Annotated in this window: 23 protein-coding genes; 19 read left to right on the top strand and 4 right to left on the bottom strand. The window is 51.4% G+C overall.

What is annotated here, in order from left to right; all coding sequences use genetic code 11:
* The first annotated feature begins 339 nt into the window (after positions 1-339).
* The 10 genes from rny (at position 340) to MHH82_RS20730 (ending at position 10,506) form a co-directional block, all read left to right on the top strand.
* On the top strand, positions 340-1,881 hold the full coding sequence (gene rny / locus MHH82_RS20775) for a ribonuclease Y (RefSeq protein WP_009589303.1): 1,542 nt from the start codon (positions 340-342) through the stop codon (positions 1,879-1,881).
* A 148-nt stretch (positions 1,882-2,029) separates the two neighbouring features.
* Positions 2,030-2,824, top strand: a complete 795-nt coding sequence (locus MHH82_RS20770; RefSeq protein WP_176502442.1) for a TIGR00282 family metallophosphoesterase — start codon at positions 2,030-2,032, stop codon at positions 2,822-2,824.
* 129 nt (positions 2,825-2,953) lie between these two features.
* Positions 2,954-3,214, top strand: a complete 261-nt coding sequence (locus tag MHH82_RS20765; protein WP_006211249.1) for a stage V sporulation protein S — start codon at positions 2,954-2,956, stop codon at positions 3,212-3,214.
* A gap of 89 nt (positions 3,215-3,303) precedes the next feature.
* The gene (locus MHH82_RS20760; RefSeq protein ID WP_036659266.1) at positions 3,304-4,275 is read left to right on the top strand and encodes a dipeptidase; all 972 of its coding nucleotides are present in this window, start codon (positions 3,304-3,306) and stop codon (positions 4,273-4,275) included.
* Between the two features lie 163 nt (positions 4,276-4,438).
* Positions 4,439-5,011, top strand: coding sequence for a phosphate propanoyltransferase (gene pduL, locus MHH82_RS20755; RefSeq protein WP_009590461.1), 573 nt, complete (start codon positions 4,439-4,441; stop codon positions 5,009-5,011).
* Between the two features lie 301 nt (positions 5,012-5,312).
* Positions 5,313-6,872: a tRNA (N6-isopentenyl adenosine(37)-C2)-methylthiotransferase MiaB gene (gene miaB / locus MHH82_RS20750; RefSeq protein WP_015736274.1), complete on the top strand. Its 1,560-nt coding sequence runs from the start codon at positions 5,313-5,315 to the stop codon at positions 6,870-6,872.
* Between the two features lie 101 nt (positions 6,873-6,973).
* The gene (locus MHH82_RS20745; protein ID WP_015736273.1) at positions 6,974-7,423 is read left to right on the top strand and encodes a RicAFT regulatory complex protein RicA family protein; all 450 of its coding nucleotides are present in this window, start codon (positions 6,974-6,976) and stop codon (positions 7,421-7,423) included.
* A 160-nt stretch (positions 7,424-7,583) separates the two neighbouring features.
* A complete protein-coding gene (locus MHH82_RS20740) occupies positions 7,584-8,369 on the top strand; it encodes an NUDIX hydrolase (protein WP_015736272.1) in 786 nt (261 codons plus the stop codon).
* A gap of 67 nt (positions 8,370-8,436) precedes the next feature.
* Positions 8,437-8,994, top strand: a complete 558-nt coding sequence (locus MHH82_RS20735; protein WP_036661618.1) for a cysteine hydrolase family protein — start codon at positions 8,437-8,439, stop codon at positions 8,992-8,994.
* A 57-nt stretch (positions 8,995-9,051) separates the two neighbouring features.
* The gene (locus MHH82_RS20730) at positions 9,052-10,506 is read left to right on the top strand and encodes a nicotinate phosphoribosyltransferase (protein ID WP_015736270.1); all 1,455 of its coding nucleotides are present in this window, start codon (positions 9,052-9,054) and stop codon (positions 10,504-10,506) included.
* Positions 10,507-10,584: 78 nt separating this feature from the next.
* Here MHH82_RS20730 and MHH82_RS20725 read toward each other — a convergent pair whose 3' ends face one another.
* The gene (locus MHH82_RS20725) at positions 10,585-11,385 is read right to left on the bottom strand and encodes a hypothetical protein (protein WP_036661616.1); all 801 of its coding nucleotides are present in this window, start codon (positions 11,383-11,385) and stop codon (positions 10,585-10,587) included.
* A 213-nt stretch (positions 11,386-11,598) separates the two neighbouring features.
* Here MHH82_RS20725 and MHH82_RS20720 point away from each other — a divergent pair, with 213 nt between their 5' ends.
* Together MHH82_RS20720 and MHH82_RS20715 are read left to right on the top strand one after the other, a co-directional pair.
* A complete protein-coding gene (locus MHH82_RS20720; RefSeq protein WP_340967743.1) occupies positions 11,599-12,597 on the top strand; it encodes an NADPH:quinone oxidoreductase family protein in 999 nt (332 codons plus the stop codon).
* A gap of 89 nt (positions 12,598-12,686) precedes the next feature.
* Positions 12,687-13,214, top strand: coding sequence for a hypothetical protein (locus tag MHH82_RS20715; protein ID WP_340967741.1), 528 nt, complete (start codon positions 12,687-12,689; stop codon positions 13,212-13,214).
* 64 nt (positions 13,215-13,278) lie between these two features.
* On the opposite strand, the gene MHH82_RS20710 is transcribed toward MHH82_RS20715, so the two are convergent.
* The gene (locus MHH82_RS20710; RefSeq protein WP_015736266.1) at positions 13,279-13,797 is read right to left on the bottom strand and encodes a MogA/MoaB family molybdenum cofactor biosynthesis protein; all 519 of its coding nucleotides are present in this window, start codon (positions 13,795-13,797) and stop codon (positions 13,279-13,281) included.
* Between the two features lie 108 nt (positions 13,798-13,905).
* Between MHH82_RS20710 and MHH82_RS20705 the strand changes: the two genes are divergently transcribed.
* The 7 genes from MHH82_RS20705 (at position 13,906) to MHH82_RS20675 (ending at position 20,009) form a co-directional block, all read left to right on the top strand.
* Positions 13,906-14,970: a CobW family GTP-binding protein gene (locus MHH82_RS20705; RefSeq protein ID WP_340967738.1), complete on the top strand. Its 1,065-nt coding sequence runs from the start codon at positions 13,906-13,908 to the stop codon at positions 14,968-14,970.
* A 128-nt stretch (positions 14,971-15,098) separates the two neighbouring features.
* Positions 15,099-15,437, top strand: coding sequence for a four-helix bundle copper-binding protein (locus MHH82_RS20700; RefSeq protein ID WP_009590455.1), 339 nt, complete (start codon positions 15,099-15,101; stop codon positions 15,435-15,437).
* Between the two features lie 168 nt (positions 15,438-15,605).
* Positions 15,606-16,847: an ROK family protein gene (locus tag MHH82_RS20695; protein ID WP_340967736.1), complete on the top strand. Its 1,242-nt coding sequence runs from the start codon at positions 15,606-15,608 to the stop codon at positions 16,845-16,847.
* A 5-nt stretch (positions 16,848-16,852) separates the two neighbouring features.
* On the top strand, positions 16,853-17,743 hold the full coding sequence (locus MHH82_RS20690) for an ATP-binding cassette domain-containing protein (RefSeq protein ID WP_340967734.1): 891 nt from the start codon (positions 16,853-16,855) through the stop codon (positions 17,741-17,743).
* Entirely contained in the window at positions 17,740-18,471 is a 732-nt protein-coding gene (locus MHH82_RS20685; RefSeq protein ID WP_145037656.1) for a hypothetical protein, read from the top strand. The genes MHH82_RS20690 and MHH82_RS20685 overlap by 4 nt, the downstream gene beginning before the upstream one ends.
* 79 nt (positions 18,472-18,550) lie before the next feature.
* Entirely contained in the window at positions 18,551-19,015 is a 465-nt protein-coding gene (locus MHH82_RS20680; RefSeq protein WP_015736261.1) for a hypothetical protein, read from the top strand.
* Between the two features lie 67 nt (positions 19,016-19,082).
* The gene (locus MHH82_RS20675; protein ID WP_340967728.1) at positions 19,083-20,009 is read left to right on the top strand and encodes an S-layer homology domain-containing protein; all 927 of its coding nucleotides are present in this window, start codon (positions 19,083-19,085) and stop codon (positions 20,007-20,009) included.
* Positions 20,010-20,207: 198 nt separating this feature from the next.
* Here the strand turns inward: MHH82_RS20675 and MHH82_RS20670 are convergent, their stop codons facing one another.
* Both MHH82_RS20670 and MHH82_RS20665 read right to left on the bottom strand, forming a co-directional pair.
* Positions 20,208-22,313, bottom strand: a complete 2,106-nt coding sequence (locus tag MHH82_RS20670; protein WP_340967726.1) for an ABC transporter ATP-binding protein — start codon at positions 22,311-22,313, stop codon at positions 20,208-20,210.
* On the bottom strand, positions 22,314-24,071 hold the full coding sequence (locus MHH82_RS20665; protein ID WP_015736258.1) for an ABC transporter ATP-binding protein: 1,758 nt from the start codon (positions 24,069-24,071) through the stop codon (positions 22,314-22,316).
* Between the last annotated feature and the right edge of the window lie 72 nt (positions 24,072-24,143).

The following is a 24,143-nucleotide window of genomic DNA, read 5'->3' as shown; positions in this document are numbered from 1 at the left end:
CTAAAGAAATCGTTTCACTGGATGAAACTGACGTTTACCCATTGCTTTCCCTTGACAATATCTTTTTATAAATACTAAAATAAATATGAATCTTTTTATCATAAATTAGAATCCTTTTTCCTTCCAAAAAAGTGACTACTTTGTGAAAGATTCTTAAATCGCCAATTCATAGTGAAATGTATTCCGCTGGCTAAGGCGGGATTTGCGTACGGTCATTATGGCGTGCGCAGTATGGACGGCAGCTTCCACTGCCGGAAAATTTTATGTATGAATGAGTAACCTGACAATTGCACATTTTCCCAAGGAATGCCTTGGAGGAAACAACGAGGAGGTGAACAGATGGAAACTTGGATCTGGATCATAATCGTTCTCGCTGTAGCCGCTATATTCTTTGGGTTCGGTTATTTTATTCGCAAATCCCTTGCAGAAGCTAAAATTTCCAGTGCCGAGCATGCCGCTTTGCAGATCGTCGAAAGTGCGAAGAAGGAAGCAGAAGCATTGAAGAAAGAAACGGTTCTCGAAGCTAAAGACGAAGTTCATAAAATCAGAGCCGAAGCTGAAAAAGACACTCGCGAGCGCCGGAATGAAATTCAACGGCAGGAGCGCAGATTGTTGCAAAAGGAAGAGTCGCTGGATAAAAAAATAGAATCTTTGGAACGTAAAGAAGAACAAGTGGCGAACAAAGAGAAACGAATAGAGGAAACCCAGCAGCAAATCGATGCCATTTACAAGAAGCAAACGACAGAACTGGAGCGCATCTCCAACCTGACGATGGAGGATGCCCGCAGCATCATTCTCAGCAATGTTGAGCAAGAAGTTCGTCATGAAACCGCTCAGATGATCAAAGAAATCGAGCAGCAGGCGAAGGAAGAAGCAGATAAGAAATCACGCGAGATCATCACGCTGGCTATTCAACGCTGTGCGGCTGATCACGTAGCTGAGACCACGGTTTCTGTTGTCACCTTGCCGAACGAAGAAATGAAAGGCCGGATTATCGGACGTGAAGGCCGAAACATTCGTGCGCTTGAGACCCTTACAGGGATTGACCTTATTATCGATGATACTCCGGAAGCTGTCATTCTGTCCGGATTTGATCCGATTCGCCGTGAAATTGCCCGTACGGCTTTGGAAAAGCTCGTGGCGGACGGACGGATTCATCCGGCTCGTATCGAAGAAATGGTGGAGAAATCCCGCAAGGAAGTGGACGAACGCATTCGCGAGTATGGAGAACAAGCCACTTTCGAGGTTGGCGTACACGGTTTGCATCCGGATTTGATCAAAATTTTGGGTCGACTGAAATTCCGTACGAGCTATGGACAAAATGTGTTGAAACACTCCATGGAAGTGGCCTATTTGACTGGCCTGATGGCCGGCGAACTGGGCGAAGACATCGTGCTTGCGAAACGGGCAGGACTGTTGCATGACATCGGTAAAGCGCTGGATCATGAAGTGGAAGGATCGCACGTTGAAATCGGCGTGGAGCTGGCGAAGAAGTATAAGGAACATCCGGTGGTTATCAACAGCATTGCCTCTCATCACGGTGACTGCGAAGCAACTTCGGTTATCGCCATGCTGGTGGGCGCAGCCGACGCATTGTCCGCTGCCAGACCGGGAGCACGCAGAGAGACGCTTGAGACGTACATCCGTCGTCTTGAGAAGCTCGAGGAAATTTCCGAATCCTTTGAAGGCGTTGAGAAATCCTACGCCATTCAAGCAGGACGTGAAGTTCGCGTCATGGTACAGCCGGAAAAAATCGACGATGCCGAAGCATTCCGCTTGGCACGCGACATTACCAAAACGATTGAAAATGAACTGGACTATCCGGGTCATATTAAAGTCACCGTTATCCGGGAAACCCGTGCGGTCGATTACGCGAAATAGAGTTTGGACCTTAAAAAGTGGCCGCATTCCGGCCACTTTTTATCTTTAAGATATCCGAAAATACATATCGGACTATCCATGAATCGGGAACCGACCTGCCTGGGATCAAGTCAGGACAGGACAGGCTCCCCCTGAAGGAGTGATTGACATCAAAGTATTATTCATCGGAGACATTGTCGGCAGCACAGGACGCAAGGCGCTGAAAGCTTCCCTTCCGGAGCTGAAGTCCAAATATAATCCGCACATCATTATTGCCAATGGGGAGAACGCGGCTTCAGGACGCGGCATCACCTCGGCCATCGCCAATGAATTTTTCAATTGGGGCATTCATGGCATCACCTTGGGAAACCACACGTGGGATAACAAGGATATATTTGAATTTATCGACGACGAACCCCGCATGGTTCGCCCGGCGAACTTTCCGCCCGGCACGCCCGGCCGCGGATACACCGTCATTAAAGCGAACGGCAAACAGCTGGCGATCGTGAATCTGCAGGGACGGACATTCCTGCCAGCCATCGATTGCCCGTTCCGGGCCGCCGATGACATCGTGGATACACTGCGCCAGAAGCACAAATGCATCCTTGTGGATTTTCATGCTGAAGCGACCTCGGAGAAAATTGCCATGGGATGGCATCTGGAAGGCCGTGCCTCGATGGTGGTCGGCACGCACACCCACGTGCAGAGCAATGACGATACCATACTCCCGGGAGGAACGGCATACATTACGGATACCGGCATGGTGGGCTCCAAGGAAGGCATCCTCGGCATGCAGCGCGATGCGGTCATGTATAAATTCAAGACCCAGCTTCCTGCCCGTTTCCAGGTCGACGAAGGCAAATGGCAGTTCCACGCCGTATGCGTGGACATGGATGAGGAGACGGGAAAAGCCCGGAAGATCCAAAAAATCCGCATGTACGAAGATGAATGGCGGATGGATTAAAAGCGTCAAAATCCGTTTAATTAAATTAGGTACGGATGGTAAAAAGCAGGAATTTTTTCCCCTCTCACGAATAACATCTAGTAAGCGGAAGCAAACCATCACTCAACATTCCCAGGGGAGGTACTTACCATGGAAGTATTAAAAGTTTCAGCAAAATCCAATCCTAATTCGGTTGCAGGGGCGCTCGCTGGAGTTCTTCGGGAGCGGGGCGGAGCGGAACTGCAAGCGATTGGGGCGGGAGCACTGAACCAGGCCATTAAAGCGGTAGCGATTGCCCGGGGATTTGTAGCACCGAGCGGGGTGGATTTGATATGCATCCCTGCTTTTACGGATATTGTGATTGATGGCGAAGACCGGACGGCAATTAAATTGATCGTGGAACCTAGATAAATTTCGAATGTTGAGGATGAGCCTGTTTACTCTGCTAAGCGTAAACAGGCTTTTTGCTGTGACAGGTCAGAAGGGAGATGAGCGCCGCGATGCGGACGGTTGATTTTCACTGCGATGCTTTGAGCAAAATGTGGGAAGATCCCAAAGCCTCTTTTGTGGACGGCCCGCATTTGGACGTAACGTTGCAGCGTTTGGAGCAGGGGGATCTGGCGCTTGAGGTGTTCGCTGTGTTCTTGTCGGAGAAATTCGGGAGGCCCTCCTTTGAACGCGTATTGGCCCAACTGGATGTATACCGAAGCCGCATCGTGAACGCGGGTCATCTCAAGCCCTTGCTTTGGCGGGAACAAGTCCGAGAGATGAGACAACGCAAGACGGAGCGGTACGGCGTGCTGTCGCTGGAAGGCGTTGACGGGCTGGAGGGCAATCTGTATTACGTTCAGCTTTTATTTGATATGGGCGTACGATTGATGGGAGTTACCTGGAATTATGCCAACTGGGCAGCGGATGGCGTGCTGGAGCAGCGAAACGGCGGGTTTACGGAACGGGGACGTCAGCTGATCGAGCAATGTCATAGAACAGGCATCATTCTGGATGTGTCCCATCTGTCCCAGGCCGGTTTCTGGGAACTGGCGGAGCTGACTCAGCGGCCCGTCATTGCTTCGCATTCCAATGCCTACTCCATTTGCCCGCATCCCCGGAATTTGAGCGATGAACAGATACGGGCACTGATAGCGTTAAACGGCATGATCGGCATCACGTTTGTGCCCTGGTTTATCCGCAGCGGTGTCCAGCGCGTGACGCCGGAGGACGTCCTGCCGCACATCGAGAAGATTTGTGAGCTGGGCGGAGAGAAGCACATCATGTTCGGGTCGGATTTCGACGGAATCGATCAGTGGATCGAAGGGCTGGAGCATCCGGGCCGGTATCCGGATTTTCAGGAGCTGCTGCTCAAGTTTTATCCCGAATCGACGGTCAAAGGCTGGATGTCGGATAATCCGCTGCGTTTTCTTGAACAGCATTTGCCTGCATCGCCGGTTCAAGAATATGAACATGACGCATAACATCCTGGATTCGAGGATAACTATGACAATCCTGTTGCAGATCGCGCAAGAAACGAAAGAAGGCGACCTGAAACACGCGGGTTGCCTTTTTATTTTTGGGTAATAGAGAGTATAATAGGTGATGGCATGTACAGCATATAGAGAAAAACAAGGAGTGAGACAGATGAGTAAAACTGTACCTGTGGGTGTATCCGCCCGCCATATTCATTTAACCCAAGAGCATATTGAGGCATTGTTCGGCCCTGGATATCAACTTACAGAGTTCAAACCTTTGTCCCAGCCAGGACAATTCGCGGCCAACGAAACGGTAGCGGTCATTGGAACGAAGGGACAATTCGATAAAGTAAGAATTTTGGGACCTGCGCGTCCTGCAACCCAACTGGAAATTTCCCGTACGGATTCCTTTGCCATCGGCGTGAAAGCACCCGTGCGCGAATCCGGAAACATTGCCGGAACCCCGGGAATCACGATTAAAGGCCCGGCAGGTGAAGTAACGGTGGACGAAGGCGTCATCGTGGCCGCTCGTCATATTCACTTCCATACATCCGATGCGGAGCAGTGGGGCATCAAGGACAAGGACCTGCTCAAAGTGCGCCTAGGCGGCGAACGCGGCCTCGTGCTGGAGAACGTCATTGCCCGCGTATCCGACAATTTTGCGCTCGACATGCACATCGACACCGATGAGGCCAACGCGGCCGGCGCCAAAAACGGAGACACTGCTGAAATTATTGATTAATCCGCGGCTTTAGAAAGCCATAAGAACATACTGTATGTGTCACGCATGCGCAACTTTTACAAGTTCGCAGTCAAGAAGAGCCTGGATCGATTCATCGATGCCAGGCTCTTTTTTGGGAATTCAAGTTTAGGGTCGGCGTGCTGCAGAACATGTGGAAGAAGAAATCAACGGCCAAGGAACGCTCTAATAGCACCAGGGTGGTAGCTTAGGCATAAAGATCATGATATAATTTAAAACAGTGCCTATTAAGCAATATTGTCATGTAAACCAGAGATTTTGCGGATCTAAGGAGTGACCTAGCATGTCGAAAGAAAGTAAGGACTACTCCAAGTATTTTGATTTTTCAGGAGCCAAAGTTCTCTCGGAAGACGAACACGGGAAGAGAATTCGCATCAATGGCCGGGAAATCAACATTCTTTCGGAGCCTAATCATAGACAGGAAAAACAACGCGGCAAACAGAGTGTCGAAGTCCTGTACGATACCGAGCTGCCTGAGGAGTTCCGAAGCATCGGGGCTGGCAAGCATTACATCGTGTATACGTACGGATGCCAGATGAATGAGCATGATTCCGAGACGATTAAGGGATTGCTGGAGCAGATGGGCTACCGGGCAACCGAGGATCGCAAGCAGGCGGACATCATTTTGCTCAACACATGTGCCATTCGTGAGAATGCGGAGGACAAGGTGTTTGGCGAACTCGGCCACCTGAAGCATCTGAAGACGGAAAAACCGGATATGCTGCTTGGGGTTTGCGGCTGCATGTCGCAGGAAGAATCGGTCGTGAATCGAATTCTCCAAAAGCACGGCTTCGTGGATCTGATCTTCGGCACGCATAACGTACATCGTCTGCCTCACTTGATTCAGGAAGCGCTCTTCAGCAAGGAAATGGTGGTTGAAGTGTGGTCCAAGGAAGGCGACATTGTCGAGAATCTTCCGAAGAAAAGGGAAGGTCTCCGCGGCTGGGTCAACATTATGTACGGCTGTGATAAATTCTGTACATACTGCATCGTCCCTTACACTCGCGGCAAGGAACGCAGCCGGCGTCCGGAGGACGTCATTGCCGAGGTTCGCGAATTGGCCCGTCAAGGGTATAAGGAAATTACGCTCCTCGGTCAAAACGTGAATGCGTACGGCAAAGATTTTGAAGATATACAGTATCGCTTCGGCGATCTGATGGATGATATTCACAAAATCGATATCCCGCGCGTTCGCTTCACGACATCCCATCCAAGGGACTTCGACGATCATCTGATCGAGGTGCTGGCGAAGGGCGGCAACCTGGTGGAGCATATTCATCTGCCGGTGCAGTCGGGAAGCTCGCAAGTGCTCAAGAAAATGAGCCGGAAATATACCCGCGAGACGTATTTGGAACTGGCCCATAAGATTAAGAAGGCGATTCCCAATGTAGCGTTCACCACCGACATCATTGTCGGTTTCCCCGGCGAAACCGATGAGCAGTTTGAGGAGACGCTGTCCCTGGTACGGGAAGTAGGTTATGACTCTGCGTATACCTTTATTTATTCTCCGCGCGAAGGAACGCCGGCAGCGGTGATGGAGGATAATGTGCCGATGGAGGTTAAGAGCGAGCGTCTGCAGCGCTTGAACGCCGCCATTAATGAATACAGCCGCAAGAGCAACGACAGGCTGCTTGGATCTACGGTGGAGGTCCTGGTAGAAGGAGTCAGCAAGAACAATGATTCCATGCTGTCCGGACGCACGCGCACGAACAAGCTGGTGCATTTTGAAGGTTCAACGGAACTCGTAGGCAGCTTTGTGAATGTAAGGATCACGGATACGAAGACCTGGTATATCAAAGGGGATATGATCCCGGACGCGATTCCTGCCTCAGATGCGGTATAATGGAGGGGCAAGAAGCATGCCAATGCAGCATAGACCGTTACCGCAATGGATCCATGCCTGCATATACCCATATAGATGATGAAGAATTGGAGCGATGAACCTTGGCACATGATCATGTTCGTACCAACACCTACGGTATGTCCACTTACAATACGCGTGAATTGATTATACGCGACGATATTCTGGCGAAAGCCGGCGAGCTGGCGAATTTAATATCCACAAGCGAAGAAGTTCAGATGTTTAAGCAAGCGGAAGAGAAGATCCAGAATCACGAACGGGTCCAAAACCTGATCAAAACCATTAAGAAAAAGCAAAAAGAAATCGTAGCTTTTGAAACGTTCCAGAACAAGGACATGGTAGCAAAAATCGAACGCGAGATCGAAGAGCTGCAGGAGGAGATTGACAGCATCCCGCTCGTGATGGAGTTCCAGCAAAGTCAAAGCGACATTAATTATCTTCTTCAGCTGGTCGTATCCGTGATTCACGATACCGTTTCGGAAAAAGTGAACGTGGAAACAGGTAAAGATACGCCGCCAAGCAGCTGCGGATAGAGGAAACGAGGTGCGGAATGGTTCCGCACCTTTTCTGTTCTTGTTAAGGCATGCACAGAATGAGAATGTATAGGGCATAGTAAACTATATAGAGATTGGGCTAGGAAATCCTTGACATCATTTTTAAATATGTCATAATGAAATTATCAAATTAATAGTTATGGTGATGGAAATGACGGATCGCGAACAGGCGCCAAAGAGCAGTGCCAAGAAATACAGAACACCGGACGGTGTGCCCGCCGATATCGTGATGTTTACCTTGACGAAGCGGGAACGGAAGACCTTTACCAAGACACTGCCCATTCGGGAGCTTAAGGTGATGCTGATCCGGCGCAGGTCATGGCCTTGTGCCGGCATGTGGGCGCTTCCCGGCGGTTTTTGCCGTGAAAGCGAGTCGATTTACGATGCCGCCAAACGGGAGCTGAAGGAAGAGACCGGGGTGGACGGCGGACACTTGGAGTACTTGGGCGTGTATAGCGCGCCGGGACGTGATCCAAGAGGCTGGATTATCAGCCATGCCTTCTATGCGCTCGTAGAGGAGTGGATGCTGGAGCACCGCCAGGCTGCCGATGACGCGGAAGAGGTTGGCCTGTTTACGGTCGCGGAAGCTTTGGAGGAGCTGGAGCTTGCTTTTGACCACAGGGATATTATTATGGATGCTTACCGCAAGATTCAGCTGCAAATGCTGCAAACGACGATTGCCAGGCAGTTTTTGCCGGAGCATTTTACGCTGAGCGAGTTATACCAGGTCATCCAGACGGTTGTGCCCGAGTTCAACGAACCCAACTTTATCCGTAAAATCACATCGACCCGGAGCAGACAAGGGATACTGGAAGAAGCGCGGGATGAGAACGGCAAGCCGCTAAGCTCCAACCAATATTCGCAGCGTCCGGCCCAATTGTACCGATTTACGGATCATGCGCCGCTGCTATCGATTTATACATAGCAGGTCTATGATTCAACCGCTGTTATTTTATCGATCACATTAATCATATCGTAGAGGAGTGTGTCAGATGAAAGCCTTAATCGTGATAGATTTCACGAATGATTTCGTGGATGGTAACCTGCCGGTAGGGAAACCCGCCATCGACATTCAGAAGACCATTGCGGAGTTGACCCGATTATACAGCGATCGCGGAGATTTTGTCGTCATGGCCGTGGACCTGCATGAGCAGGACGACGCTTTTCACCCCGAAACCAAGCTGTTTCCTCCGCATAACATCCGGGGAACCCAGGGGCGGGAATTATACGGCGAGTTACAACAGGTCTATGAGGATCGCAAGGATACGATCTATTGGATGGATAAAACGAGATACAGCGCATTTTGCGGCACGGATCTGAACCAGAAGCTGCGGGAACGCGGGATTACCGAAGTCGATCTTGTCGGGGTATGCACCGACATCTGCGTGCTGCATACTGCCGTGGATGCGTATAATTACGGGTACAAAATAACGGTGTATGAAGATGGCGTTGCCAGCTTCAATCCGGAGGGGCATAAGTGGGCGTTAAGCCACTTTCAGGGCAGTCTCGGGGCAGCCGTTGTGCGAAGCGAAGAATTTCTTAATCGATAGACAGCTCGAACTACCCGGAAGCATGGATGAACCGGGTCATACTGGAGGATGATCGTGATGCTGACAGCAGGATTAGCACTACATACGGACAAATACCAGATCAACATGATGTATGCGCATTGGATTAACGGCTCTCATCGTACGCGTGCGGTGTTTGAGGGATATTTCCGCAAGCTGCCGTTCGGTAACGGGTACGCCGTTTTTGCCGGACTGGAAAGGATCGTGCATTATATCGAGTCCTTGCGTTTCTCGGATGAGGATATCGCGTATCTGGCCAAACAGGAAGAGAAGTATAAGCCTGAATTTCTGGAGGAGCTTCGCCGCTTCCGGTTTCAAGGGAATATTCATTCCATGAAGGAGGGGGCGCTGGTATTCCCGAACGAACCGCTCATTCGGGTGGAAGGCACCATTTTCGAGACGCAGCTGGTCGAAACCGCGCTCCTGAACTTCATGAACTTTCAGACCTTGATCGCGACCAAGGCCTCCCGCATCCGTCAGGTGGCCGGCGGCGATACCTTGCTGGAGTTTGGCACAAGACGCGCGCAGGAAGCGGATGCGGCCGTGTGGGGAGCCCGTGCAGCGTATCTGGCCGGCTTCCATGCTACCTCGAACATGCTGGCCGGCGAGAAATTCGGTATTCCGACCAAAGGCACGCATGCGCATTCCTGGGTGCAGACCTTCCGGAGCGAGCAGGAGGCATTTGATATTTTTGCCGAGGTCATGCCGGATCAAGTGACGCTGCTGGTGGATACCTTCGATACGTTAAAGAGCGGGATTCCCCACGCCATCGCAACGGCGAAGAAGCTGGAGGCCCAAGGAAAGCGGATGAATGCCATTCGTCTGGACAGCGGGGATTTGGCTTACCTGTCGATTCAGGCAAGGAAGATGCTGGATGAGGCCGGTCTTCACTATGTAGGCATCGTAGCTTCCAACGATCTGGATGAGGGTACGATTCTGGATCTCAAGGCACAGGGTGCCAAGGTCGATACTTGGGGCGTCGGTACCCAGCTGATCACGGCGGCCGACCAGCCTGCGCTCGGAGGGGTCTACAAGCTGGTGGAGCGGGAGGTTGACGGGAAAATGGTACCGACCATCAAAATCTCGGGCAACCCTGAAAAAGTGTCCACCCCCGGCAAAAAGGACGTGTACCGCATCATATCCAAGGGCAGCGGCAAAGCAATCGCCGATTACATCTGTTTCCCGGAAGAGGAGATGCCGCCGGAAAGCGGTAAGCTGAAGCTGTTTAATCCGCTGCATCCTTACATGCGCAAAAACGTGAAGAACTTTGAAGCGGTGTCCATGCTGGAACCGATATTCCAGCATGGCGAATTGGTGTATGAACTGCCGGAGCTGGAGGAAATCCGCAGCTATCATGACGCACAGCTGGGACAGTTCTGGCCCGAGTATTTGCGTAAGCTGAATCCGGAGATATACCGCGTGAACCTGAGCGAAGAGGTCTGGGAAGTGAAACAGCGGATGATGGCCGAGTTCATGGAACAGCATGAAGATTAGAATATACACACCAATGAAAAAGACGCTTCCCCAATCTTGCCGCTTGGCAGGAGAAGGGAGCGTCTTTTTGTACTTGGCCTATAGGTCAAGTCGATCCACTATACTTCCGTTGACGTCACGCGCGGTGAGATGAACCTTGTCCTTGTTCTCTAGCATGTCGGGCTGGCGTTCGTAGTACCAAATGTACAAATCTTCACTGACATATGGCTTGAGTTGCTGATAAGGTATGGTATGGACCGGCTGACCATTTACTCGGACCTGAAAGGGTTCCTGGCTTCTATATACGCCAATGACAAGTGATGAATACTTGCCTGTCTCCGAGAATACGGAGTGAGAAGAGGAATCTTCAGCAGGAGGGTACAATATTGTTGCAAATGAAGTGTTCCATCCGAACCATCCCTTGGTATAGGTTGATAAATGCAATCCCGTTCCAGGTGTAACCAAGAAAGCATAAGCCTTCTTCGGCGATAATTCTGATTGTATGATTTCAGCATGTTCAACGCTGAAAGGTGCCTCAAGAAAAGCATGTTTCCCATTGAATACGGCTGCTTCAACCGAGCGGTGTGTGCTCATGTATTCATAGATCCCGGTAATCAATAGGAAGAGTAGACCGATTAATACGTATACTTTGAGACCAGGCCGGGTAATGATGGGGAATACTCTGAAGATTAGCCGATACAGTGTAAGAATGAGACCCAAGCTTAGAAAGAACACGAGAAACGAGCCGGCAACGCCCCCTGATTGTGTATGAATACCAAGGGCTCCAAAAAACTGGCTGATCGGTTTATAGACGACCGGTAACAGAACTAAGGTCACCAAAGTGAGCAAGTACGAGAAGCGGAAGGATGAACGTTCAGATCTATATTCAGAATGAGTCATAACTTAGATTTCAACTCCTGCTGGTGATTTTTGTATAAAAGTATTCCTTTTCCATGATAACATAATTTTGACTAATTAAGCCGAGTGGAGGATCATTTCTCAGGAAAGCGCATAAGTCGCCATATTCCGAGAGCATGCATAAAGCTTCGACATATTCTTCGTGCAAATCCAGATTGCTTTGCAGCACCTAAACTAACCCAAGGAGTGATATGTGTGGACAACGAAACCGATTTTCAAGCCTATGTGCTTCGCCAAGATGAGCAAGGGGTTCGCGGCAGCGTGGAGAACATGAGGTTGGATCAGCTGCCCGAAGGCGACGTTATCGTGCGGGTGTTATACAGCGGGGTTAACTATAAAGACGGGCTGGCCAGCATACCGGGTGGAAAAATCGTTCGCAGGTATCCGTTCATACCAGGCATTGACCTGGCAGGGACGGTCGTGCATTCCGCTCATGCGGATTACAAGGAAGGGGATTCCGTCCTCTGTACCGGTTATGAGTTAGGGGTATCCCATGAAGGCGGGTTCAGCCAATATGCACGGGTTAAGGGAAAATGGCTCGTTCCCTTGCCTCAGGGTTTGTCTCCGCGCGATGCGATGGCCATCGGTACCGCAGGGTTCACGGCAGCATTATCGATCGAGGCTTTATTGCGGAATGGGTTGCGGCAGGAGCAGGGTTCCGTCCTGGTTACGGGCGCGACCGGGGGAGTGGGCAGCTTCGCGGTATCCATTCTTAACCAGTTAGGTTATCGGGTAACGGCATCGACAGGCAAATCCAGCCAGACCGACTGGCTCTTGAAGCTGGGAGCCCATGAGGTGATCTCCAGAGAAGAAGCTGCAGCAGCCTCCAAGGGGGCCATCTCCGCTGAGAAATGGGCAGCCGTGGTAGATCCCGTCGGTGGTAATCACTTGGGCGCCATCCTGAAAAGCGTACAATACGGCGGAAGCGTCGCCGTTTCCGGCATGACGGGCGGCGGTGCGTTTGAAACGACGGTGTTTCCGTTCATACTGAGGGGAATCAATCTCCTTGGCATCGACTCGGTGTACTGCCCCATGGCCTACCGTCGAGCGTTATGGACCAAGCTGGCGAATGAGTGGAAGCCGACAACCGTGCTTCAAGAAGGAATTGCCGAATACGGATTGACCGATTTGCCCGAAGTGCTGAATACCATCCTGCAGGGCGGGGCGGTAGGACGAAGCGTCATCGCCTTATAATATTTGGCCGTTTTTATCGAATAATGTTCCTCTCCCACAGGCATTCTAAGGGAAGCTAGCCTTTGACACCTAAGGAAGGGGGAGTGAATATGAAATACCGCAAAATCGTTACCGTGTTATTGCTCTGTTCCATTTTTGCCATATCGGTCGGTTGCTCCAGGCAGGTGGCCAGGGACGAGATGCGCCTATATAACATGAGGGCTTACGAGGAAGGCTCCAGAGAGGCCCGGATATCAGGCCGGGGCATGAACGGAAAATTCCTTGAGGATCTCCAAGCCTCGTTCAACCAGGCCAATATGCCGTTGACCAACGAAACCTATGTAGAGGACAACGTCGGCAATATCACGTATCAATACCGGATCAATTATGATGCAAGCCAGTTTATTACCGTGTACGTCTATCAGAATCAAGCGGCACGGGAAAAAGGGCTTAAGGAAATCTATGGCGTAACAGAAGGGGATGCCAATGCGGCCGGCGGGCATAATCTGATCATAAGTGACAAGGAAACGTCCATCGTCTATACGTCGACAGGCGACAAAACGGATAACTATTATGACCAGGTCAAAAAAATAGCGCCCTCCCTGCTTGCCAAACATCAACGACGCGCCAGCAGTTAGGATACAGCTAAGGCCGGATGCCCATATGCATCCGGCCTTTTGCATGGTGCCCGGCGTTAGTTGGTTATGATCGGTGTTTATCCAGCTCATATTTGACGTGCCGCAGCTCAGGCAGGAGGATACGGTTCATGGCAAGTTTTACGGCACCGCTGGAACCCGGCATCGAGAAAACGGCCGTGTGGCTTATCGTGCCGCCGATCGCGCGGCTTAAAATAGCCGCAGACCCGATATCTTCGGTGAAGCTAAGGAAGCGGAAGATTTCTCCGAATCCCGGGAGTTCTTTATCCAGCAGCGAAGAGACCGCTTCATAGGTGGTATCCCGGCTCGAGATGCCTGTTCCGCCGGTTAGTAACACGATATCGATCTCCGGAGCGCTGGCCGCGGAATAAATCGTTTCACGGATCGTTTCGTAGTCGTCTGGAACAATGCTGTATGCCACGACGGCATGTCCGGCTTCTTCAAGCAAGCCGATCATCAGTTTGCCGCTCTTGTCCGTGTCCTTCGTCCGCGTGTCCGAAACCGTAATCACCATACAGTTCACGGAAGCGGGGGATTGCTGTTTATGTTCTTGCGTCGAATTCATGCGTTATGACAACTCCTGTTCAGTTAATGGCGGGACGCTTGCGGTAGACGGATGAAATGTAGTACACTCGCTAGCATAATAAACAATGTGCGCAAAGGAGTATGGAACGTGGAGCACGTAACACCCATTTATATTTTATCAGGTTTTCTCGGCAGTGGAAAAACGACATTGCTTAGCCGCCTCATTGCCTCCTCCAAGCAGCAGGGATTGCGGCCAGCCATTGTCATGAACGAGATCGGCGAGGTTAACATTGAAGGGCTGGCAGCCGATGAAGCGGTGCCGACGGCAGAGATGCTGAGCGGCTGCATCTGTTGCACCATTCGTTCCGATTTATCATCCGAAATCGCGCTGCTGATCCAGCGGGAGCGGCCGGATGTCATCGTTATCGAAGCGACGGGAATCGCCAATCCGATGGAAATTCTGGACGCGACAGCGGAAGCCTCATTATATATGAGAATTGACGTGAAAAAACTGATCACTGTCGTGGATGCCGCGCATCTGCTGCATTTGAACATAGAGCAGAAGGGAAAGACCTACCGGTTGATGCAGGAGCAGATTCGCGCAGCCTCCGCGCTCGTCCTTAATAAAATGGACCTGGTCGAGGACCGGGACAGAGAGACGATTCGAGAGTTGGTGAAGCGGTGGAATCCGCATGCCTCGATTGTTCCTTCGGTGCGATGCGACTTGAATGTTGAAGATTTGCTGCAGAGCGATCCCGGGGATCGGAATGAGCATTCGATTGTACATCATCGAGAGGCCGGGGATGCCCATGAGCACAGAGACAAAAACAAGCAAGCCAACAGCCATGAGCATGACCACAGCCACAGCCACGAGCATGACCACAACCACAACCACGACCAAACACATGATCATGGCTCCCATGATCATGTAATGTCGTACACATACTACTTCAGCCATCCGGTAAACAGCGTGGAGTTCGAACGATTGATAGCCGGGCTGCCAAGGGATGTATACCGGGCGAAGGGCATTCTCACTTTCAGCGATACGAACAGCCGTTTTTTGTTCCAGTACGCGTTTCGCGAATCCGATTTTATGAAGATAACGCCCCAGGGCCAAGTGCCGGATGTGGTGGTGTTTATCGGGGAGCATTTTCAGAAATCGCTGCTAAGGGAGCAGCTTGAACAGCTGGAGGGGAAGACAAGCCGGGCATAACTCAGCCATTTTTGCCTGATCAATCTGGGCAATTGTACCTTGGGACTTTCTGGCCGGGTTTGATTCAGAGGGCAGTCGAACGTTTAATACAAAGGCATAGCGTAATAACTACAAGGAGGATCTATCCAATGTTAAATGAACTCAAATATAAAGAATGCATCGAAGCATGTCTCCAATGTATGAACGCTTGCAATGTATGCTATGTATCCTGCCTGAAAGAATATGAACTGGCCATGCTTCGCGATTGTATTACACTCGATAGAGAGTGTGCGGATATTTGCGCTTTTGCGGCTCAAGCCATGTCCCGCAAAAGCCCTTACGTTAAGGAGATTTGCGAGCTGTGCATCAAGGCATGCCTGGCTTGCGCGGAAGAGTGCGAGAAGCATGATCATGAGCATTGCAAACAATGTGCGGAAGCATGCCGGAAATGTGCCGAAGCATGCCGCGAGATGCTGAGCCACGTTTAATCTAACAAGTTTCTATTGTGTGATATAACCAGGCCTGATTTCCGAATAGGAGGTCAGGCTTTTCATTTGCAGTTCGTTGAGTAATGGATTTTACTAACTCCGAATTTTCCCCTATGATAGATGTGTGAGAGGGAAGAACAATATGGGTAAAAAGAATGAGGTTGTAAGATGAACAGTTCCGTTGGCAAGAACAATCGGCATGTCAAAAACCTGAATCGTATCGGCATTATCGCGCTGCTCCGTGACTACGGCAGTTTGACGAAGGCGGAAATCGCAGCCAAGATGAATTTGACGTTTACCGCCGTGAACAATTTGACGGATGAGCTGATGAAGGATCGATTGATTGCTGAAGCCGGGTTTTATGACGAGTCCAGCAGGGGCAGGAAGCCCAAACTCCTCTCCTTGAATTCCGGTGATATTTACACGGTTGGCGTTCATATCAGCGCCTCCTCCGTAAGAGCGGCAGTCATTAATTTGCAGGGGAAAGCGATGATGGATAAATATTCCCCCTTTGAAGATAACGCCAATCGCGGCAGCGTGGTGAATGTCATAATCTCCACGATCCAAGCCGTATTGGACGAGTCGGGCCTGAAGTCCCGAATCATCGGCATAGGGGTGGGAGCTCCGGGACCGCTAGATCCGGTCCAAGGCAAGATCCTGTCTCCGCCGAACCTTCCCGGGCTGCATCAGGTACGGTTAAAGGGACTGATCGAGGAGAATACGGAGCTTCCGACCCAAATCGAGAAGGACGCTAACGTGATGGCACTCGGTGAGTTATGGTATGGAAACGGCAGGCATTTCAACCATTTGGTATACGTGGATGCGGATATCGGGATCGGGAGCGGATTGATCTTCAACCAGAAAATATATCAGGGTTGCCCTTTTGGAGCCGGTGAGATCGGACACTGCACGATCGATATTGACGGTCCGCGCTGCAATTGCGGCAATACCGGCTGCCTGGAAGCGATCGCATCCGGTATGGCCATCGTCCGCAGGGTCGGAGAAGAGCTGCGGCGCGGAGCTGGCAGTTCTCTTCAATCCTCGTTCGATGGCAATGATCACGGATTGGACATCACCGATGTGATCACAGCCGGTGTGGACGGAGATCCATTGGCTGCCAATATGCTGAACGAATCGGCTCGTTATGTCGGTATATCCCTGGCTAATGTCATTAACCTGCTAACCCCGGAAACGATTATCATCGGTGGAGTCCTTGCGAACCGGTACCCGGATTACTTCACATATGTAAGAGAAACATCATATAACAGAAGCTTGTCCAGCTTTCACGATAAAATCGTGCTTCAGCCATCCGAGTTGGGAGAGTATGCGGGCGTCATAGGCGCCGGCACGATCGTGTTCGAAAAATACCTGAACGAAATACAAACACCAGAATATGTGAACAGGAGTTGAAGTGTTTGCAGGAGCTGCTGGAATTGAACGGAGTACATAAGCGTTTCGGCAAGTATGCCGTCCTGCATAACATCACCTGGAGCATCTCCCGCGCTGAGTGCGTTGCGATAACGGGAAGCAATGGCGCAGGCAAGAGCACCATGCTGCATGTGATAGCGGGGCTTGCTAACCCGTCGGAAGGGTCCAGGATCGAATATGGAACATCGCTGCTCGTCGGCTATGTACCGGAACGTTTTCCTGCGCTGCGGTTTCGCCCTTCCGAATATTTGCGCCATATGGCCGGCATTCAGGGCATGGACAAACAAGAAGCCGCGAAGCGGATCGATGCCATGCTGAATGTGTTTCAATTGCAGGACATGAAGATGACGCTATGCTCCAAGGGAATGCTGCAAAAGGTCAATATCATGCAGGCCTTGCTTAGCCAGCCCGATCTGCTGCTTCTGGATGAGCCGCTTTCGGGATTGGACGAGTCCTCCCAGATGGAGATGATCGGCATTCTGAGCGAGATCAAAAGACAAGGAACGGCTATCGTGATGTCCGTTCACGAGCCGCTGCTTATTGCATCGCTGGCTGATCGGGAGACGCGGCTGCGGCAGGGGCGGATCGAGCGGGACGGATTGCTTGAAAGGAGTCCGCATTTAGAGCGGATGAAGCTGGAATTCACGCACGTTTCGCCAGACAACATGCTGGAGCTTGAACGCCGCCCCGGGTTTCTCTATTGGATATCCAGAGGCAACCCGGCATCGATGATGGTTACGCGGCAGGCAACGGACGACATGCTGCTGGATATTTTGCAGTCTGGCGGTTCGCTGATACGGCTTGAGCCTTGGCGCGGGGAGATGAAAGAGCCCGAGCGCCCGGGTTCGGGCCAGCCTATGGAGGGGGAGGGAGCATGATGGGATCCCTGATTCGTTACTTGCTTGCCAGTTACACAAGATCTTATCGATACTTCGCTCCGATTGCATTCATGCTGATCTCGGTGGTGTTCCTCTACTCCTACCGGCCTAACCCGATCATGGACAGTTATGCCGTGACGGCAGCCTTTCTGTTTGTCGGCTCAGCTTGGCTGGGGTTGAATTTCCACAATCACGATCAAGGGCGTCAAACGATGCTCCTGATTGTACACAGCGGCAAGGCCCTACGGTTTTATGCCGCCCAATATATCACGGTAAGTCTTCTGTCCATCCTATTCAGTGCATTCGCTGTCCTTTATCCCGTCATGTTCGGGATGTTCGATAAGCCGATTACATTCTACGAGCTTGCTCTTGGTTATGTGGGACATGTCGCAATGTCCTTGCTGGGCATTTCGCTGTCCGTTTTCTTTCAGTTCGGCTTCATGGAGAACCAGGGAAGAGCGGCAGGGTTACTATTCATCGTGATCATTGTTTCCTTGGCCGGTCAATCCATTGTCCAGTTCGATCATGCTTATTGGGGAATCATCCCTTACTTGCTGCCGCCTGTCTCCGTCATGATGGACCTGTTCATGCATGCCGACGAGCGGTCAGTGGCCGTCAAACTCCTGACGATCGCCTATTCCTTCATCTACGGATTTATATTACTGGCTGTTTATCTATGGACGGCTTCCCGCAAGGATGCAGCGTCCATGATCCGAAAAGTAGGTTGAAGTAGGAGGAGTCTTCCTTTACCATAGGAATATACACAAATAGAAACGGTAAAGACAGCCAATACTAGAGGAGGATACCATGAAACAAACTCGACTGCTGGACAGTGACCACTCCAAAGAGCTGTTTGCCTATTTCGGATTAGCGGTGTATTATTCACAGGCCCTTGAGCAGCAGCTCGCGAATTTGTTGATGCTGATCAAGCTTTCTCAAGGGAATGTGCCTTCAGAGGAAGATTTCACCCAATTATATCAGCGGAAACTAAGCAGCTCCTTGGGCCAGCTGGTCCATGAGATCCAGCATTACTTTCCGTTCTCCGAGGAAGAGACGCTTCAATTAAAAGAAGTATGGAAGCAGCGAAACTATATCGTTCATGATTATTTCAAAGAACGGATCCATGAGACGTTTAGCCCGGCCGGCCGTTCCCGAATGATTCGGGAGCTGACGGCATTTAAGGACCAAGCCCAAGCGCTGGAGCAGAAGCTTCAAGGTTACTCCCGCGAGATGTATATAAAGCTGGGGCTGGATAGCGAAAAAAGCGTGTAGAAGAAAATGCGCTTCAGATGAAACATATTCCAGCACCTCTGCGTCAGGAATAATAGGAGGTGTAACTATGAAAAAAACAACCAAATTATTAACCGCTATGCTTGTCACTTCGTCATTGCTCGGTGCCGGCGCCGCCTCTGCTTTTACGGATATACAAGAGGAGAAGCCATTGCAAATGGTGAAGGAACTGCAATCGAAAGGGATTATCCAGGGCATCAGCGCCGACAAATTCGCTCCGTCCAAGACGATAACGACCGCTCAGGCGGTGCAGATGATCGTGAATGCGGCCGGCCTGGAGGTGCAGCCGAACTTTACGGGCCGCTCGTTCGACAGTGTTCCGAAGGATGCTTGGTTTGCCGAAGCCGTGAACATTGCGGCTCAGAATGGATTGTCTGTATCCGCGGACATGAAATGGAATGAGCCGATCACGCGCGAAGGGTTCGCGACCTTGCTCTCGGAAGCGATTCAGAAGACCGGGAATTATCCCGTGATCATGATGTATTTGCATGTGGCCGACGAGGATCTGATGAAAGAGGAGAGCCGGGGGGCCGTGCAATTCCTGCTGTTAACCAAAATCGCGAAGCTGGACGCGAACGACAAGTTCCATCCAACGAAGAGTTTATCGCGAATCGAAGCCGCAGAGCTCGTATACAATTCCATTCGATTCATTGAGGAGCATCAGAAGAACATGACACCTGAAGAGCCGGGGCAATCCGAACCGGATGTAAGCACAAGCGTCGTCAAGGTGGACGAATCGCAGAACAAAGTCACGGTAACCAAGGAAGACCTGCCGAATCCGGGGTATGGCATTAAAATTACTTCGGTCGACTATGTTAGCGACACCGAAGCCGTAATCTACTTCAAGGTGGTGCAACCCGATCCGGACAAAATGTACCCGCAGGTCATCTCAAAATCGTCCGATGACGTGGTCGTGCCGTCCAAATACACCAAAATCACGGTCAAAGCAGCCGGTACTCTTGATTCGGCAAAGTAATTCTTGTCATGTGCCGCCAGAATCCGATGTAAAAAAGAAGGCTGTCCCCAAGCGAATGTTACATTCGACAGGGGACAGCCTTTTTATAGTGTCAGAAAGTATAAACTTCGAAGCTTGGAACTTCCGGATATCGCAAGAAAAACTACGATTAACCTAGGTCTGTCTTCATATGACTGCGTTAGCTTTGCCTAACTTGATCTATAAATGCCCTCCGGCCAAGTTGCTGTTGGAAGCGGCCAGCACCGTTTCCTTATTCTCGGGAACCGAAGGCGAGCTTCCTTGCTGGAGCTGGTACATTTTAAAGTACCTTCCGCCCAAGGCCATCAATTCGTCATGGGAACCCTGTTCCACGATTTCTCCGCGGTGAAGGACCAGAATCTGATCGGCGCTGCGGATCGTGGATAAGCGGTGAGCGATGATAAACGTTGTACGACCGCGCTTCAGAACCTCCAGCGCGTCTTGAATCAAGGCTTCCGTCTCGGTATCGATGTTAGCGGTGGCCTCATCAAGGATCAGTATGGCCGGGTTGAACGCCAATGCACGGGCAAACGAGATCAACTGGCGCTGACCGGCGGAAAGCGTGCTGCCTTTCTCCAGCACCGGCTCATCAAAGCCTTGCGGCAGATGGGCCAGGAGCCGATCGGCACCTACGTCGCGAAGGGCCTGCTCTACCTGTTCCCGGGTAATGTCCGGATCGCCCAGGCTGACATTGGATGCAATGGTGCCGGTGAACAGGTACGGATCCTGCAGCACGATTCCCATATGCTTGCGGAGCCACTGCTTCGGAATATCGGTGACAGGCTGGCCGTCAATCGTGATGGTGCCTTTTTGCGGGTCGTAGAAACGGAACAGCAGATTGATGATGGAGCTTTTGCCCGAGCCCGTATGCCCGACAAGCGCCACCGTCTGTCCTTGCTTCGCTTCAAACGAAATGTTCTTCAGCACGTAGTCCTTCTTGTAAGCGAACGATACGTCCTGAAATTCCACATTCCCCAAATATCGCGGCATGGAGCCGTCCGTTACTTTTTCGCCCGTTTCATCCATCAGCTCGAATACCCGCTTGGCGGAGACGATGGAAGTATCGAGCGCGGCCAGCTGGTTGACCATGCCCGTAATCGGCTGGAACATGCGGCCGAGCAGATCGACGAAGGCGTACAGCACGCCGATCGAAACGATCCCGGCACCGTTCAGCGATGCCGAACCGAAATACCAGAGCACGACCACAAAGGAAACGTTACGCAGCACGTTGACCAGGTTGTGGGTGGTGAAAGAGTTCAGATTCAGCATTTTGTTCTGATGGGCCATGTAATCCGCGTTTAGTGCCTCGAACTCGTCCTGGGTCGCTTTTTGGCGGCGGAATACACGGATGATGGCCATACCCTGGATGGATTCATTGATAATGGCGTTGATCTCGCTCAGACGGGAGCGGATAACCGTATTGTATTTGGTTGCGAATTTACGGTACAGGATGGTCCATACAATCAGCATCGGGATGACAAACAAACTGATCAAGCCCAGTCTGACGTCCAGAAGGAACAGGGCGACATAAACACCCGTGATATAGACGGCGCCGGAGCTGAAGTTGGATAATACCGCAACGAACAGGTCCTTAACTGCTTCGGTGTCATTCGTTACCCGGGAAACGACTTTGCCAGCCGGCAGATTATCGAAGAAGTTGACGGGCAAGCGCTGTATATGGGCATATACATCGGTACGCAGCTTCTGGATGACCCGATTGGCTGCCGATTGGAGCCAGTACGTTCTGCCGAATACCGTTATCATGGAGATCAGAAGACAGATCAGGAACAGGCCGACGAGTTTATAAATGCTGGGCAGCTCGGGTTTGTAAAATTCAAACAGCTGTTCCTTGGTTAATTTGACGGCCGGGTATTGCAGCTCTTCCGAGGCGTAGGAAATCGTCAATACGCCATTCTGGAAGGAACGGTTTCCCTCGGTTCGGGTTACCGGCTCATCAATGAAATAGAAGCTGCGGCCTGCCTGAACGAGGCGCACTTCCTGACCTCGCGTCTCGCTTTCCTGAAAGCGATCCTCACGTTTATAATAAGTTCCATTATAGGATGCGGCACCCTGAGCCTGCGTCGTCTCATAATAGGGACGCTCGATGCCCAGGATATGCTCGTCGATCATCGTTTTCGCGATGAAGGGTCCTGCCAGCTCGGCGGCAACGCCGATGGCCAGCAGAATCAGGGCGGTGATGAAGGTGCCCTTAGCCGTTAAGGCATAACGGAAGAGCCGTTTGGCAATTCCGGATTCATTCGAGATGGTTGTATCGCTTGGAGTCAATTAAGACACCTCCTCCGAGGTCAGATTGTTTTCCACCTGCTGGCGTTCGAATTGCTCGCGGTACCAGCCGCCGAGTTCCAGCAGTTCGTCATGGGTTCCCTGCTCCGTGATTCGGCCGTCCTCCAAGACGACGATTAGATCGGCATGCTGGACCGCCGAGAGGCGATGGGTGGAAATCAGGGTCGTTTTACCGGCGCGCTTGCTCCGGATATTATCGATGATTCTGGCTTCCGTCCGGGCATCTACCGCGGACAAGGAATCGTCCAGAATCAGGATTTCAGGGTCGCCGATGAAAGCCCGAGCCAGGGATACCCGCTGTTTTTGCCCGCCGGACAGCGCCACGCCTTTTTCGCCGACAATGGTATCAAGACCATCGGACAGGGTGACCAGATCGCGGTCAAACGCAGCGGTCGTAATCGCCTCCATGATCAATTCGTCGCTGGCATCCTTCTTGCCGAATTGGATGTTCTGGCGCACCGTCTTGGAGAACAGGATCTGCTCCTGCGGCACATACCCGATCCAGCTGTGGAGCTGATCGGTCGCGAGCCTCTCCATCGGCACGCCGGATATGAGGATATCCCCGGTTCCGGTCGGATACTCATGCAGAAGCTGCTTCAGCAGCGTCGATTTGCCGCTGCCCGTGCGTCCTACAACGCCTAGCGTCTGCCCTTTTTGCAGCGTAAAGCTGATATTTTGCAAATTTTCGATCGTTGAAGTCGGGTAACGGAAGGTGACATCCTTAAATTGAATCGTGTCCGGAACCTTCACGTCTACGGGATCCGCGACGTCGGCAACATCCGGCGGCGTCTTCAAGGTTTCGTTGACCCGATCCAGCGAGGCGTTACCCCGCTGCATGATATTGATCAATTCCCCGATCGCAAACATCGGCCAAATCATCATCCCGAGGTACATATTGAACGATACGAGATCTCCGAGCGTGATTTGATTTTGGAACACGAGGTACACCCCGTAGGCCAAACCGATGACGTAGCTGAGACCGATGGAAAAATTGATGGTCGGCTCGAATAAGGCATCCACTTTGGCAACCGCCAGATTTTTGCGATATACGTCATCCGTAATATCCTGGAAGCGCTGTTGATCGGCGCGTTCCTGCACATAAGCCCGGATGACGCGTACGCCGGCTACGGACTCCAGCACCTGGTCGTTCATGTCTCCAAAGGCATCTTGAGCCAGCGTGTAGCGTTTATGAATGGCTCTTCCGTAGATCACCATGCCGATGGCAATGATCGGCATCGGCAGAATCGCCGCCAGCGTCAGCTTCCAGCTGACGATGAAACCCATGGCGAACAGGACGACGATCAAGTAGATGGTGGAGTCCGTCATGACGAGCATGCCGAAGCCGGCGGTTGCAGCCACGGAGCGAAGGTCGTTCGTCGCCTTGGCCATCAAGTCCCCGGTACGGTTGCGCTCGAAAAACGGAGGAAGCATCCGCAGCAAATGGTTCATGTACCGGGTACGGAGCAGGCGTTCCACGAGGTTTGCGCCTCCGAATAAACGGTGCATCCATATGTACGTGGCACAATAAACGACAGCAACGATGCCGAGAATCATGAGCAGGTATTGGACGAGGGACGCCCAGGTTATGGAACTGCTGACGATATCGTCAATGGCGTTTCCGAGCAGGAGCGGCGGCAGAAGCTCAACCAATCCGCAAAAGATGAGCAACGCCAGGCCGATCAAATAACGTTTTTTCTCACGCTTGAAAAACCAGCCTAAATTTTTAAGTACGGCAAACACATTAACCCTTCCTTTCGTATCGTTCTGGCATCATATCATCCGCAAAAACCAAAAAAAGCACATCATCCGACG

It is taken from the genome of Bacillus sp. FSL K6-6540 (assembly GCF_038007545.1).
This window is presented reverse-complemented; position numbering and strand designations above follow the sequence as displayed.

Coding starts and splice junctions, on each gene's coding strand:
- rny (WP_009589303.1), top strand. CDS start 340: ATGGAAACTTGGATCTGGATCATAATCGTTCTCGCTGTAGCCGCTATA.
- MHH82_RS20765 (WP_006211249.1), top strand. CDS start 2,954: ATGGAAGTATTAAAAGTTTCAGCAAAATCCAATCCTAATTCGGTTGCA.
- MHH82_RS20760 (WP_036659266.1), top strand. CDS start 3,304: ATGCGGACGGTTGATTTTCACTGCGATGCTTTGAGCAAAATGTGGGAA.
- pduL (WP_009590461.1), top strand. CDS start 4,439: ATGAGTAAAACTGTACCTGTGGGTGTATCCGCCCGCCATATTCATTTA.
- miaB (WP_015736274.1), top strand. CDS start 5,313: ATGTCGAAAGAAAGTAAGGACTACTCCAAGTATTTTGATTTTTCAGGA.
- MHH82_RS20740 (WP_015736272.1), top strand. CDS start 7,584: ATGGTGATGGAAATGACGGATCGCGAACAGGCGCCAAAGAGCAGTGCC.
- MHH82_RS20735 (WP_036661618.1), top strand. CDS start 8,437: ATGAAAGCCTTAATCGTGATAGATTTCACGAATGATTTCGTGGATGGT.
- MHH82_RS20730 (WP_015736270.1), top strand. CDS start 9,052: ATGCTGACAGCAGGATTAGCACTACATACGGACAAATACCAGATCAAC.
- MHH82_RS20725 (WP_036661616.1), bottom strand. CDS start 11,385: ATGACTCATTCTGAATATAGATCTGAACGTTCATCCTTCCGCTTCTCG.
- MHH82_RS20715 (WP_340967741.1), top strand. CDS start 12,687: ATGAAATACCGCAAAATCGTTACCGTGTTATTGCTCTGTTCCATTTTT.
- MHH82_RS20710 (WP_015736266.1), bottom strand. CDS start 13,797: ATGAATTCGACGCAAGAACATAAACAGCAATCCCCCGCTTCCGTGAAC.
- MHH82_RS20700 (WP_009590455.1), top strand. CDS start 15,099: ATGTTAAATGAACTCAAATATAAAGAATGCATCGAAGCATGTCTCCAA.
- MHH82_RS20695 (WP_340967736.1), top strand. CDS start 15,606: ATGAACAGTTCCGTTGGCAAGAACAATCGGCATGTCAAAAACCTGAAT.
- MHH82_RS20685 (WP_145037656.1), top strand. CDS start 17,740: ATGATGGGATCCCTGATTCGTTACTTGCTTGCCAGTTACACAAGATCT.
- MHH82_RS20680 (WP_015736261.1), top strand. CDS start 18,551: ATGAAACAAACTCGACTGCTGGACAGTGACCACTCCAAAGAGCTGTTT.
- MHH82_RS20675 (WP_340967728.1), top strand. CDS start 19,083: ATGAAAAAAACAACCAAATTATTAACCGCTATGCTTGTCACTTCGTCA.